At 69.7% G+C, this 13581-nt stretch carries 13 protein-coding genes; all 13 read left to right on the forward strand.

From position 1 onward, the window contains the following. Nucleotides 1–47 precede the first annotated feature (47 nt). The 13 genes from CXP56_RS10040 (at nucleotide 48) to CXP56_RS10100 (ending at nucleotide 13568) form a co-directional block, all read left to right on the forward strand. Nucleotides 48–782, forward strand: a complete 735-nt coding sequence (locus CXP56_RS10040; RefSeq protein ID WP_286900893.1) for an alpha/beta hydrolase — start codon at nucleotides 48–50, stop codon at nucleotides 780–782. Nucleotides 783–1166: 384 nt separating this feature from the next. Beyond that, a complete protein-coding gene (locus CXP56_RS10045) occupies nucleotides 1167–2108 on the forward strand; it encodes an ABC transporter permease (protein ID WP_028848463.1) in 942 nt (313 codons plus the stop codon). Continuing rightward, the gene (locus CXP56_RS10050; protein ID WP_028848462.1) at nucleotides 2105–2989 is read left to right on the forward strand and encodes an ABC transporter permease; all 885 of its coding nucleotides are present in this window, start codon (nucleotides 2105–2107) and stop codon (nucleotides 2987–2989) included. Before CXP56_RS10045 ends, CXP56_RS10050 begins: the two co-directional genes overlap by 4 nt. Next, entirely contained in the window at nucleotides 2986–3996 is a 1011-nt protein-coding gene (locus CXP56_RS10055; protein ID WP_286900895.1) for an ABC transporter ATP-binding protein, read from the forward strand. Before CXP56_RS10050 ends, CXP56_RS10055 begins: the two co-directional genes overlap by 4 nt. Then, a complete protein-coding gene (locus tag CXP56_RS10060) occupies nucleotides 3993–5057 on the forward strand; it encodes an ABC transporter ATP-binding protein (protein ID WP_286900897.1) in 1065 nt (354 codons plus the stop codon). Before CXP56_RS10055 ends, CXP56_RS10060 begins: the two co-directional genes overlap by 4 nt. 89 nt (nucleotides 5058–5146) lie before the next feature. Further along, nucleotides 5147–6664, forward strand: coding sequence for an ABC transporter substrate-binding protein (locus CXP56_RS10065; RefSeq protein WP_286900898.1), 1518 nt, complete (start codon nucleotides 5147–5149; stop codon nucleotides 6662–6664). A 157-nt stretch (nucleotides 6665–6821) separates the two neighbouring features. Further along, complete coding sequence (locus tag CXP56_RS10070; RefSeq protein WP_286900899.1) at nucleotides 6822–7598, forward strand: enoyl-CoA hydratase/isomerase family protein; 777 nt, start codon at nucleotides 6822–6824, stop codon at nucleotides 7596–7598. Further along, complete coding sequence (locus CXP56_RS10075; protein ID WP_286900900.1) at nucleotides 7598–8779, forward strand: CaiB/BaiF CoA transferase family protein; 1182 nt, start codon at nucleotides 7598–7600, stop codon at nucleotides 8777–8779. The genes CXP56_RS10070 and CXP56_RS10075 overlap by 1 nt, the downstream gene beginning before the upstream one ends. 43 nt (nucleotides 8780–8822) lie before the next feature. Beyond that, a complete protein-coding gene (locus tag CXP56_RS10080) occupies nucleotides 8823–9665 on the forward strand; it encodes an enoyl-CoA hydratase (protein WP_286900901.1) in 843 nt (280 codons plus the stop codon). Next, nucleotides 9662–10474, forward strand: a complete 813-nt coding sequence (locus tag CXP56_RS10085) for an enoyl-CoA hydratase/isomerase family protein (protein WP_286900903.1) — start codon at nucleotides 9662–9664, stop codon at nucleotides 10472–10474. Before CXP56_RS10080 ends, CXP56_RS10085 begins: the two co-directional genes overlap by 4 nt. A gap of 3 nt (nucleotides 10475–10477) precedes the next feature. Further along, the gene (locus tag CXP56_RS10090; RefSeq protein WP_286900904.1) at nucleotides 10478–11656 is read left to right on the forward strand and encodes a thiolase family protein; all 1179 of its coding nucleotides are present in this window, start codon (nucleotides 10478–10480) and stop codon (nucleotides 11654–11656) included. A 51-nt stretch (nucleotides 11657–11707) separates the two neighbouring features. Further along, a complete protein-coding gene (locus CXP56_RS10095) occupies nucleotides 11708–12466 on the forward strand; it encodes an SDR family NAD(P)-dependent oxidoreductase (RefSeq protein ID WP_286900905.1) in 759 nt (252 codons plus the stop codon). Nucleotides 12467–12482: 16 nt separating this feature from the next. Then, on the forward strand, nucleotides 12483–13568 hold the full coding sequence (locus tag CXP56_RS10100; RefSeq protein WP_286900906.1) for an MBL fold metallo-hydrolase: 1086 nt from the start codon (nucleotides 12483–12485) through the stop codon (nucleotides 13566–13568). Nucleotides 13569–13581: the final 13 nt, after the last annotated feature.

Here is a 13581-nt window from a genome sequence, read left to right on the forward strand (position 1 = left end):
TCCGCGCGCCGCGCATGAAAGCCGGCCGAACGGGATATCCATCCGGCGTGCCAGCGCAACACCCCTCGCCCGTCGGAGAAGGAACGTTCCGCACCATCGTGCGGGACATCCCCCGGCTTCTCCGGCATCCGATCTGGACCCGTCGGGAACACATCGGCCGAGGCCAGGGCGTGTTGCTGATCCCGGGCTTCGGGTTCGGCGACCGCAGCCTGGCATTGGCGCGCACCTGGTTCGCGGCGCGTGGCTATCGCGCCATCGGTTCCCGCACCGGCTTGAACGTCGGCTGCACCACCACCATGGTGGAGCGACTGGAGCGCACGCTGGAGCGGCATGCCGAGGCGACCGGCCGCAAAGTGATCGTCTTCGGCCAGAGCCGCGGCGGCTGGCTGGGGCGCATCGTGGCGGTCCGCCGGCCCGACCTGGTCGGCGGACTGGTCATGCTGGCCAGCGCGGTGCTCAACCCCCTGGGCGGCAGGGCCAAGTTCCTCGCCGTCGCCCGCGTGATCGCCCGGCTCGGCACCGCCGGCATCCCCGGCGTGGTCGACCAGGACTGCTTCACCGGCCCCTGCTACCGCACCAACCGCGAGCACCTGGACAGCCCGCTGCCCGGCGACATCCCGGCGGTCTCCGTCTTTTCCCGGCACGACAAGATCGCGCCGTGGGAGCTGTGCCGGGACCCGAGTGCAGAACACGTCGAAGTGCGCAGCACCCACACCGCCATGGCGCTCGACCCCGACGTCTACGCCGCCCTGCTCCCCCGCTTGACAAGCTGGGCCAGCTGAGTATCACCGGCACCTTCGCGGCCACCTGACCAGCACTTTCGCCTGCCGCGTCGGGCGTGCGACGCAATCCGCTCACCGCGCATCGAGCCTTCCCTTTCCGCCGTGCCAAGGCGGCCGAACCCCGGCTCGGCCACCTCGTCGCCCCACCTTCCCTGCGGCGCATCAAAGTCTATGTTGCTCGACATATCCTCTGCCATGCTGTACGGTACCTAGCCAAGTCAGCCACGTGTTGCAGCTCACAACACAAGGGAGTGGAGAGATCGTGCAGCGCCTGGACTGCCGAACGCGCAGCGTCGCCACGACGCCGCACCGGCCGGCGGGAGACGCACATCGCGCGGCGGCGCACCGACCCGCGAGACACACACATCGCGCGGCGGTGACGCCATGGTGATCCGCCTCCTGCGCCGCCTCGGCATCTCGCTCGTGTCCCTGTTCCTGGTGGCGGTGGTCGTCTTCCTGCTGATGCAGGCGGCTCCCGGCGATGCCGCGGAGGCATTGGTGGGCAGCGACGCGACGGCGGCCGAGGTGGAGGCCGCCCGCGAGCGGCTGGGACTCAACGAGCCGCTGGTCGTGCAGTTCGGCAACTGGCTGCTGGCAGCGGTGCAAGGCGACTTCGGCACATCGCTGTACTCGGACCGGCCGGTGATCGACTCGCTGCTGGCGGCGGCGCCCGCCACCATCTCGATCTCCGTCGTCGCGCTGCTGATCGCCGCGGTGCTCGGCGTGACGGCGGGCACCGTCGCCGGGCTGCGCCAGAACAGCTGGGCCGACCGCGGCGTCTCGCTGCTGGCCACCCTGGGCATCGCAATGCCCAACTTCTGGGTCGGCCTGCTGCTGGTCTCGGTGTTCGCGTTCGATCTCGGCTGGCTGCCCGCCACCGGTTACGTGCCCATCGAGCAAGGATTCGGCGACTGGCTGCGGCACGTCATCCTGCCCGCCTTCGCCCTGGCCCTGGCCATGACGGCCGAGGTCGCCAGGCAGACCCGCGGCGGTGTGGTCGACGTGCTCTCCCGGCCCTACATCCTGGCCGCCCGTGCCCGTGGCGCCAGCCGCGGCTGGCTGGTCCGCAAGCACGTCCTGCGCAACTCGGCCATCCCGGTCGTCACGGTCTTCGGGCTGCAGTCGGCGTCCCTGCTGGGCGGTGTCGTGATCATCGAGGCCGTCTTCGGCATCTCCGGATTGGGGACGCTGGCGATCACCTCGGTCGTCCGCCAGGACTACCCGGTCATCCAGGCCTACGTTGTCCTGGTCGCGCTCATCGTCATCGTCATCAACCTGCTGGTCGACATCTCCTACGGCTGGATCAACCCGAAGGTGCGCTCATGACCACGTCAGCTGCGTCGTCCGCGGTCGTGCCGTCCCAGGGAAAGCGGCCCGCCTTCCGCACCGTGCGGCTCATCCTGCGAAGGCCGGCAGGAGCAGTCAGCTTCGCGTTTCTCGTCGGCCTGGTGGTCACGGCGGTGTTCGCGCCCGTCCTCGCCCCGTACGACCCTTATGCCCAAAGCCTCAGCGAGCAGTTCCAAGGTCCGAGCGCCGCGCATTGGCTGGGCACCGACGACTACGGGCGGGACGTGCTCAGCCGCCTGATCTACGCCACCCGCATCGTGGTCGTCGCGCCGGTGGTGGCGGTGGGCATCGCCGTTCTGCTTGGCCTACCGGCCGGGCTGCTGGCCGGCTACCTCCGTGGGCGATTCGACGCCGTGCTCTCGCGCATCGCCGACGCACTGCTGAGCATTCCGGCGATCGTCGCGGCCATCGCCATCGTCGCGGTCCTCGGACCCGGCATCGGACCGACCATGATCGCCATCGGCCTGGTCTTCGCTCCCCGTCTGTACCGCATCGTCCGTGGTGCCACGCTCACCGTGGTCGAAGAGGGCTACATCGACGCCGCGGAATCCATCGGCTGCTCGACCCGCCGGATCCTCTGGGTGCACTGCCTGCCGAACGTGCTGGCCCCGCTGCTGGTGCAGGTCACGCTGATGATGGGTTTCGCGCTGCTGGCGGAGGCGGGCCTGAGCTTCCTCGGGCTCGGCGTGCAGCTGCCGGAAGCGAGCTGGGGATCGATGCTCAAAGCCGCCGCCGACCAGCAGTTCCGCGCCCCCTACGCGGTCGTTCCGCCCGGCGTCTGCCTGACCCTGACCATCCTCGCGCTCAACACGCTCGGCGACGTGGTGCGCGACGTGACGGCCGATCGGAAGAACTCATGAACGCCACCGCTGCTCGGCACGAAACGGTGCTGTCCGTCGACACGTTGCGCCTGGACCTGCTGGGCTCTCCCGGCCAGCCCGGCCTGGTCGAGGACGTGAGCTTCCAGGTGCGCGCCGGGGAGACCGTCGCCCTGATCGGCGAGTCCGGTTGCGGCAAGTCGATCACCTCCCTGGCCGTTCTCGGTCTGCTTCCCCCACAGGTCGTCGTCGCGTCCGGGACCATCTCCGTCGCCGGGGAGGACGTCACGGCCGCCACCGCCCGGCGCATGGACGCATTGCGCGGGTCGGTCGTCGGTTCGGTGTTCCAGGACCCCATGTCGAGCCTCGACCCGACGATGACCGTCGGCGCGCAGATCGCCGAGTCCCGGCGGCTGCACCTGCGGGAACCCCGCAAGGTGGCGCTGGAGAGAGCCGTCGAGTTGCTCGAGCTGGTCGGGATTCCCAACCCCCGGGCCCGGGCCGCAGCCTACCCGTACGAGCTGAGCGGGGGCATGCAGCAGCGGGCGTTGATCGCCGCCGCCATCGCCTGCGAACCGCGGTTGCTCATCGCGGACGAGCCGACCACCGCGCTCGACGTCACCGTCCAGGCGGAGATCCTGGAACTGCTGGCCGACCTGCAGCAACGCACCGGGATGGGCATGCTGCTGGTGACCCACGACCTCGGCGTGGTCGCCGGCATCGCCGATCGCGTCGTGGTGATGTACGCCGGCCAGACGGTCGAGCAGGCGCCCACCGAAGAACTCTTCGCCAACCCCGCGCACCCCTACACCAGGGCCCTGCTGTCCTCGGTGCCGCAGGCAGGCAGACGGCTGACCGCCCTGCCGATCATTCCCGGCCGAGTGCCACCGGCGGGCGCCTTCCCCGCCGGATGCCGCTTCCACGATCGCTGCGCCTTCGCCGAGGCACGCTGCCTGGACGGCGAGATCCCCGTCGCGGCAGTGCGCGACGACCACGACAGCCGCTGCCTGCGGGTCGACGCGGTGACCCGATTGGAGATGTCGTCATGACCACGAACGAGACGCCGGTGACGTGGCCATCGTCCCGCCCAGCACGAAGCAGCTCGGCCCAGGCCGCGGTGTTCCGCGCGCACGGGCTGAGCAAATCGTTCCCGGTGCGCAGCAGATCGCTGCTCCGCGCCCGGCGATTCGTGCGCGCGGTGGACGCGGTCTCCCTGGACGTTGCCGAAGGGCAGACGGTGGGAGTGGTCGGCGAATCGGGATCCGGCAAGTCCACGCTCGGCCGCTTGATGACCAAGCTGCTTCCGGCCGACGAAGGCTCCCTCACACTCGACGGACGGGACGTCACCAAGCTGAACCGCGCGGAGCTGCGGGATTTCCGCCGCCAGGTGCAGATCATCCACCAGAATCCGTACGGCTCCCTGGACCCCACCAAGACCGCGGCACATGCGATGACCGAGCCGCTGCTGGTGCACGGCCTGGCCACCCGAGCCGAGCTCACCCGGCGAGCGGAAGAGCTGGCCGAGCGGGTCGCGCTGGATCCGCGGCTCGTCACGCGCTACCCGGACCAGATGTCCGGGGGTCAGCGGCAGCGAGTGGCCATCGCGCGGTCGCTGTCGCTGTCCCCGCGCTTTCTGGTCGCCGACGAACCGACCTCGGCGCTCGACCTGAGCACTAGGTCGGAAATCCTGAATCTGCTGCTGCAGCTGCAGGAGGAAGAAGGCCTCGGCTTGATCCTGATCTCGCACGACTTCGCCACCATCCGGCACCTGTCGCACGAGATCGCGGTCATGTACCTGGGCCGGATCGTGGAGCGCGGCCCGGCGACCGCCGTGGTGGACAACCCCCAGCACCCCTACACCCGCGCCCTGCTGTCCGCTGTGCCCATCGCCGATCCGGTGGTGCAGCGTTCCCGTCGGCGCATCGTCCTCGACGGGGAAATCCCCAGCCCCGACGACGTCCCGGCGGGCTGCCGATTCCGTACCCGGTGCCCGCTGGCTACCGGCCGATGCGCGGAAATCGACCCGCCGACCGTCGACGTGGGCGGCGGCCACCACGTGGCGTGCCTGCTGCCCGGCTCTGCACCAACCACATCCGCCGTATCGCACTGATCGGAAACCGAACCCGGGCGAGATCGACCATCTCGCCGTGATCCGCACCGCACAACTCCCCTTTTTCCGTCTCGCAGTAAGGAATTGCCATGAGGCGATCAACCATTCGCGCGCTCGCTGCGTCCGCCGTGCTTGCCCTGGTCGCAGGCTGTGGCGGGACAAGCACCGGTGCCGACTCCCCCGCCGGCGACGTCAAGCCTGGTCAGGGCCAGGTGGTGCGATGGGGAACCTCCACCATCCCGACCTCGCTCGACCCGGCGACGGCGGGCGACGCCGTGCAGTACGTGTACCTGGGATTGATCTACGACTCACTGGTCGACGCCGATTACGACGGCACCCTGCACCCGCAACTGGCGACCGAATGGAAACTGTCCGAAGACGGCAAGACCGTGGACTTCACCCTGCGCGAGGGCGTCACATTCCAGGACGGAACTCCATTCACCGCGGACGCGGTCGTGGCGAGCATCGAACATTTCAAGTCACCGGAGAGTCTGCTCGCCGGAAGCCTTGCGTTGATCGAATCCGTCGAAGCCGTGGACGACCTGCACGTCCGATTCAAGACCAACCGGCCCGCCGGGGATCTGCCCAACCTCATGGCCGGGTTCGCGGGCATGATCGTCAGCCCGAAGAGCCTGAAGGCAGGCAACACCAGCACGAAGCCGGTCGGCGCCGGCCCGTTCACGGTCAGCAAGGTGACCGACGCCAAGATCACATTCGAGTACTGGGACGGCTACTGGGCCGCCGACGAAATCGTTCCCCGCGGTGTGGAAGTCGGCGTCTTCACCGACGACGCGGCACGCCTGAACGCGGTCAAGTCGGGCGAGATCCACGCCGCGATCATCCGGCCCAACCAGCTGGCTGAGGCCGAGGCGGCCGGGCTCAAGACGTACGAAGAGCCCGCGGCCACCGCGTACGGCCTGGCGATCAACGCCGACCACCCGGTGCTGGGCAAGCCGGAAGTGCGCAAGGCCATCTCCAACGCCATCGACCGGGAACGCATCAGCAAGTTCCTGCTCGACGGCAAGTGCACCGTGTCGGCCCAGCCGTACCCGAAGGAGCACATCGCGCACGACGACAGCATCGACGAGGCCCCGTATGTCGCCTACGACCCGGACAAGGCGCGCGCGGCGATCAGGCAAGCCGCACCCAACGGCCTGTCGGTGACCATCCTGACCCCGAACGTGTCCGCATACCAGCGGCTGTCCGAGGTGTTGCAGGAGCAGCTCGGCAAGGTCGGCATCACCGCGAAGATCGAGGCCATCGACTACGCGGACCTGCTGGCCCGCAAGCGCGCCGGGGACTACGACCTGATCGTCACGCTGTTCACCGCCTCCGCTCCGGACGTGTCCACCTGGGCCGAACAGAACTACGCGGTCAAGGCGGGCTCCGGGAAGTTCATCGATCCGCGGATTCCCGACCTCATCACCGAATCGCGGCGCAGCGCCGACCCGGAGACCAGGGCCAAGGCGTTCGGCCAGATCACCAGGGTCGCGCTCGAGGCCGGGACCAACCAGGTCGTCGTCTGCCTGCCGTCGCACACCTTCACCTCCGTCGCAGGCGCGACCGGGTTCGCGGTCAACGACCCAAGGCGGATGAACGTGCCGTGACGGCTTGCTCCGCGGTGAGGGCGCAACCGGAGCCCCCAGCCCTCACCGCGGAGCTCCCCAAGCGCGCCGCACCGCCGGAAAAGAACGGCGCGAGACCAGCGTCAGATCGTGACTGGCCAAGCGTGCGCGGCACCGCCGAGCCGACCGAGAGGAAGCCATGCCGGACTTCACCATCGCCACCGAGGTTTCCGACGACCACGTCGCGGTCGTCACCTTCCGCCGGGGACAGCACAACTTCTTCTCCGCGGAGATGATCGCCGCACTGGCCGGCACCTTCGCCGAGCTGTCCGCGTCTGAGCACGTCCGAGCAGTCGTGCTCGGCAGCAGCGGCAAGCACTTCTGTGCGGGCGCCGATCTCTCCGGCGGGGTTTCCGGAGCCCGCCTCACCAGCCCGGACCAGGTACACATCTACGACGCCGCGGTGCGGCTGTTCCAGCAGCCGCTTCCGGTGATCGCCGCCGTGCAGGGCGGCGCGATCGGCGGTGGGCTCGGCTTGGCGCTGGCCTGCGATTTCCGCGTCGCATCCGCGGCGAGCCGGTTCTCCGCCCCGTTCGCCGGTCTCGGCGTGCATCACGGCTTCGGGCTCTCCGTGACGCTTCCCCTGGTCGTCGGCCATCAACGGGCATTGGACCTGCTGCTCACCGGGCGCCGCATCGGCGGCGACGAGGCCGCCTCGATCGGCCTGGTCGACCGGCTCGCACCAGTCGGTGGCGAGCTGGCCGCGGCCAAGGAACTCGCCGCCGAGATCGCGGGCAACGCGCCACTGGCCGTTCGCTCCATCAAGGCGACGCTGCGGTCCCGGCTCGCTGCCGAGGTTCGCGCTGCGACCAGGCACGAGAAGGCCGAACAAGACAGGCTCTTCACCACCCACGACGCCCGGGAAGGCGTTCGCGCCGGCGCGGAGCGGCGGCGGCCGGAGTTCCTGGGGCGCTGATGACCGGGAAACCGCTGCACGGTCTTCGCGTCGTCGAAGTCGGCTCGACGTTGTCCGCGCCGTACTGCGGCCTGCTCCTGGCCCAGCTGGGCGCCGAAGTGCTGAAGGTCGAGCCTCCGCACGGCGACATCACCCGGCAGATCGGGGCCGCTCGCTCGCCCGGCATGGCCAGCCTGTTTCTGGCGCTGAACACGGACAAGCAGAGCATCGTGCTCGACTTGCGCAGCCACCGTGGTCGCGAGCAGCTGCACTCCCTGATCGGCGACAGCGATGTCGTGCTGCACAACATGCGCCCGGACGCGGCCCAGCGGGCCGGGCTGGCCGCCGAGGAGGTCCGGTCCCGGCACCCATCCGTCGTGTTGTGCGCGATCCAGGGCTACGCCACCGGCTCCGGCGCGGAGAACCGTCCCGTCTACGACGACATCGCTCAGGCCGAGTCCGGGATGGTGTCGGTCCAGGCGGCGTTGAGCGGCCGCCCCAGCTACGTGGCGACCGTGCTGGCGGACAAGGCCAGCGGCATGATGGCCGCTTTGGCGATCCTCGCCGCCCTGCGGCGGCGGGACCGAACCCGACGGGGAGCGGTGATCGAGATCCCCATGGTCGACGTGACGACCGGGTTCGCCCTGCTGGAACATCTGGCCGGGGAAACGTTCGACCCCGCCGTCGGCCCACCCGTCTATCGTCGCGTCACCTCTCCGCACCGCGGTCCCTACCGCACGGCCGACGGATGGCTGAGCGTGACCATCTACACCGCCGCGCAATGGGAGCGTTTCCTCACCCACATCGGCCGCGCGGACCTGTTGCGCGACCCGCGTTTTGCGAGCGTCACCGGCCGCTCGGCGAACATCGACCAGCTGTATCGGCTGCTCGAAGAGCTGATGCCGACCACGACGACCAGCAATTGGCTCGACCTCTTCGCTCAGCTCGACATTCCCGCGGCGGAGGTGCGCGACGTAGCGTCGGTGATCTCCGAACGCGGTGCACGGGCGATCACCCACACACTCGCCCACCCCACCGAAGGAAAGCTGCGCTTCCTCCCCCTCGGCGTCAGGATCGACGGGAAACAGCTCCGGCCGGACCGCCCGCCGCCGCTGCTGGGTGAACACACCGAGCAGGCCCTACGGCGGCGAGCAGGCCGAACGACCACACCGGAGACAAGCGCCCGTTCAACACTTGGCTGATCAACATAGACTGTGGTTAACTGTCAACAGGAGGGCTGCTCGATTGACTGAGTACGAGACCATCCGGTACGAGAGCCCGGCGCCGAAAGTGGCGCGCATCGTGGCGAGCCGGCCGGAAAAGCGGAACGCACAGAGCTATCGCATGCTCTACGAGCTCAACCAGGCATTCGACAAGGCAGCGCAGGACGACGACGTCAGCGTCGTCATCGTCGCCGCGGAAGGCCCCGACTTCTCCGCCGGTCACGACCTCACCGACACCGAACGGGCCGAGGTGCTGGACGAATTCGACACCGTCGGCACCTGGTGCGGCTTCGGCTGCCCGGGCGCGGAGGGCCGGATGGCCGCGGAGATGGAGATGTATCTCGGGCTGTCCGAGCGTTGGCGGAACATCCCGAAGCCGACCATCGCCGCGGTGCAGGGCCGCTGCATCGCGGGCGGCCTGCAGCTCGTCTGGCCGTGCGACATCATCGTGGCCGCCGACGACGCCTCGTTCCGGATCAACCCGGTCGAGATGGGCGTGGCCTGCGCCGAGTTCTTCCACGAACCGTGGGAGCTCGGCGTGCGCAAAGCCAAGGAGCTGTTGTTCACCGCCGACTACTTCAGCGCCGCCGAGGCGCACCGGCTCGGCATGGTGAACCACGTGGTGCCTGCCGGCGAGCTCGAATCGTTCACGCTGGAGCTGGCCGAGCGGATCGCCACGAAGCCGCTGTTCGCCCTGAAGCTGGCCAAGCAAGCCGTCAACGCCGCACAGGACCAGCAGGGGCGGAAGGCCTCGTTGCAGATCGGCTTCGCCTACCACCAGCTGTCGCACAGCCACAACCAGGAGGTCCACGGCGTTCCGGTGGACCCCACCTTCTTCAAGCAGTGGGAGGCGAAGCGGCAATGAGTGCCACCGAGGCGAAGGCCGTCGACGCCGAGCCCGGCGCGGCCGTGTCCTTCGGCATGCGCGGCAAGGTGCTGTGGGTGCACCTGCAGCGGCCCGAGGTGCTGAACGCGATCAACCCCGACATGGTCGACGGGCTGCACCGGGCGGTCGACCGCGCCGAGCAATCCGACGTGCGGGCGGTGGTCGTCCGCGGCACGGGCCGGGCCTTCTGCGCCGGCGCCGATCTGGTCGAGGTCCCGGGCGAAGAACCAGACGTCGGTCGTATCGAGGCGATCGTCGACCGGGTGGCGGCGGTGGTCAATCGCATCGCCGCGTTGCCGAAGCCGGTCATCGCCGGGGTCAACGGCATCGCCGCGGCGGGCGGCCTGGAGCTGGTGCTCGCCTGCGACATCGTGATCGCGTCCGAGCAGGCGCGGTTCGCCGACGCGCACAGCAACTACGGCCTGCTGCCCGGCGCCGGCGGCGCGGCACGGCTGCCTCGCGCGGTCGGCCCCAACCTGGCCAAACGCCTGATGTTCACCGGCGAGTTCGTCTCGGCGGAAGAGCTGGTGCCCACCGGCTTCGTCACCCGCGTGGTCGCCGCGGACGAGCTGGATCGGGTCTTGACGGAGGTCAGCGAGTCGCTGGCGGCACGCAGCCCGCGTGTCCTGGCGGCGATGAAGCGCATGGTCGACGCCGCCGGTGACGTGACGCTCAAGGACGGGCTGGCCGCGGAGGCCGACACCCTGCGCGACTACCTGCGCACCCGCGACGTGCTCATCGGCCTCGCCGCATTCCGTGACGGCACGCGCCCGGTTTTCGAGGACTGAGCCATGGCCGGGACGCAGATCTTCGTTGCCGGGGTCGGGATGACCCGCTTCGGGAAGTTTCCCGACGTCAAGCCCCGCGAACTGGTCCGCGCGGCGGTGTCGGAGGCACTGGCCGACGCGGGCATCGCGCCCGAACGGATCGAGGCCGTCTGTTTCGCCAACGTCTTCGCCGGGAGTTTGCAGGGTCAGGAGTCGGTCCGCGGGCAAGTGTGGTTGGACGGCACGCCGCTCGCCGGTGTGCCGGTGTTCAACGTCGAGAACGCCTGCGCCAGTGGCAGCTCTGCCCTGTCGCTGGCGCGCACGGCCATCGCGGCCGGAGAAGCGGAGAACGTTCTCGTGGTCGGTGTGGAGAAGCTGACGCACGAGGACAAGCGCCGATCGCTCGCCGTCATGGCGGGTGCGATGGACCAGGAGCGGCTGCCGGAGTTGCGGCGCTCGCTCGGCCTGACCGACGCGTCGGCCTCGCCGTTCATGCAGGTCTACGCGAACTACGCCCGCTCGTACATGGATCGCAGCGGAGCCACCGCGGAAGACTTCGCGCTGGTGGCGGCGAAAAGCCACGCCAACGGTGCACTGAACGACCGAGCGCAATTCCGCAAGCGCCTCACCCCGGAGGAGATCCTGGCCGCGCGCCAGGTAGCCGGTCCGCTGACCGTCCCCATGTGCGCACCCATCGGCGACGGAGCCGCCGCGGCGGTGCTGACGGCATCGCCACCGGCCCCGGCGCGAGCCGTGAAGCTGCTGGCCTCGGTCGTCGGCGCGGGTGTGCGCGGCGAGGACGACGACCTGGTGCGGCGGACTGCCGAACGCGCCTTCGACAAAGCCGGTGTCGCCCCGGAGGACGTCGACGTCGCCGAGGTCCATGACGCGGCGGCTCCGGCGGAAATGATCGTCATCGAAGAGCTCGGACTGGTCCCGGACGGCAAGGCGGTGGCCATGGTCCGGGCCGGTGAGATTGCCATCGGTGGCCGCCTGCCGGTGAATCCGAGCGGAGGACTGGTCAGCAAGGGCCACCCGCTCGGCGCAACCGGTGTCGCGCAGGTCTTCGAGCTGGTCACCCAGCTGCGCGGGGAAGCAGGCAGCAGGCAAGTACCCCGCGCACGGGTCGCCGTCGCCGAGAACGCAGGCGGATACCTGGGGCCCCAGCCGGCGGCGGCAGCGGTCAGCGTCCTGACCGTGTGACGCACGCCGCCGGGCCGGCCAGCCATCACACGAAAGAGCAGGAGACAACGCATGGAAATCGTGGGGAAGACGGTCGTCGTCACCGGGGCCGGGTCGGGCCTGGGGCGTGCGACGGCTGAACGGATGCTCTCGGCGGGCGCCAAGGTCGCGCTGCTCGACGCGAACGAGAAGCGCGCGGAAGAAGTAGCGAGGGGGCACGACGACACCGCACTCGTGGTTCGTGTGGACGTGACCGACCCCGCCCAGGTGGAAAGCGCCGTCAAAGCGGTCAAGGAACGGTTCGACGCCATCCACGTCTGCGTGAACGCGGCCGGAGCGGCCACCCCTGGCCTGGTCACCGACGGCGAGAAGCCGCTGCCGCTGGAGGCTTTCCGCAAGGTCATCGACGTGAACCTCATCGGCACCTTCGACGTCATGCGGCACTGCGTGACCGCGATGGCCGCCAACGACCCGGTCGACGGCGAGCGAGGCGTGGTGGTCAACGTCTCCTCCGGTGCGTGGAACCAGGGACAGCGCGGCCAGGCCGCCTACGCGGCGAGCAAAGCGGGCATCGTCGGGCTGACACTGCCCACCGCGCGGGACGTGGCGCGCCTGGGCATCCGGGTCACCGCGATCGCCCCCGGCCTGTTCGACACGGCCATGGCGGACGGCCTGTCCCCCAAGGTCCGGGAAGGCCTGGAACGCATGATCCTCCATCCGCCGCGGCTCGGGCGCCCGGAGGAGTTCGCCGCGCTGGTGCAGCACATCGTGGAGAACAAGTACCTGAACGCCACCACGATCAGCCTGGACGCCGGCGTCCGCATGGCCTGACCGGGAAGGACCGATCGTGCACCCTCATGGCCGTGCGGCGACCCCCGGACCGGCGAGCAAGCAGGAACAACGGCCCGCGTCGGAGACCATCGACGAGGTGGCGCCCGGCGTCCTCCGGCTGCAGCTGCCCATCCGGCTGACCGGGCTCGGGCACGTCAACTGCTACTTGCTGCCGGACGACGACGGCGTGGCCGTCGTCGATCCCGGGCTGCCCGGCTCCGGCGCATGGGCCGCATTCGTCGCCGGCCTGGCTCGCGCCGGCTACCACGTCGGCGATGTGCACACCGTCGTGGTCACCCACTCCCACGCCGATCATTTCGGCGGCGCGCTGCGGCTGAGGTACGAAACCGATGTCGAGATCGTGACGCACGAGGACTTCGCCGCGGCCTTCGACTCCGCTGCCGCCGGCCCGGCGACATGCCTGCCGTCGTTCGCCGACCAGCTCGCCGCGATCGAATCGCACTTCGCGCGGCCCGCCCCGTGGGGCGGCCGGCGCCCCGCACCGCCGCGCATGTTCCTGGAGCAGCTCCGCGTGGACCATCCGGCTGCCGGTGGCCGTTACCAGCCACTGGTACCGACCAAGCCGGTCAGGGACGGAGCAACGCTCCGCCTGGCCAATCGCGCATGGACGGTGCTGCATACCCCCGGTCACACCGACGACCACCTGTGCTTGCACGATGCCGAATCGGGCGTGTTGCTCACCGGCGACCACGTGCTGCCGACGATCACCCCGCACATCGGCGACGTGTCGTCCTCCGGTGACGCGTTGGCCGAGTACTTCGCCTCGCTGCGCCGGTTCGCCGATCTGAACGATGTGCGCATCGCCCTGCCTGCGCACGGCGACCCGTTCGGCGACCTCCGCGGCAGGGTGGCCGCGATCCTGCGGCACCACCAGGATCGGTTGGATGTGCTGCGCCGGGCGGCTCCCCGCCTCGAGCGCGGATCCGTCCAGGAGTACATGCGCCTGCTGTTCCGCGAGCAGTCCTGGGGTGAACTGGCCGAGGACGAGACGTTCGCCCACCTCGAACATCTGCGCCGGCGCGGAGAACTGACCGCCGACACCGACGCGGACGGTCTGCTGCGCTATGGACCGGCCCGCTGACCCACCCGCACCG

It is taken from the genome of Thermocrispum sp. (assembly GCF_002919275.1).
In the GTDB taxonomy this organism is placed as follows: Bacteria; Actinomycetota; Actinomycetes; order Mycobacteriales; family Pseudonocardiaceae; genus Thermocrispum; species Thermocrispum agreste.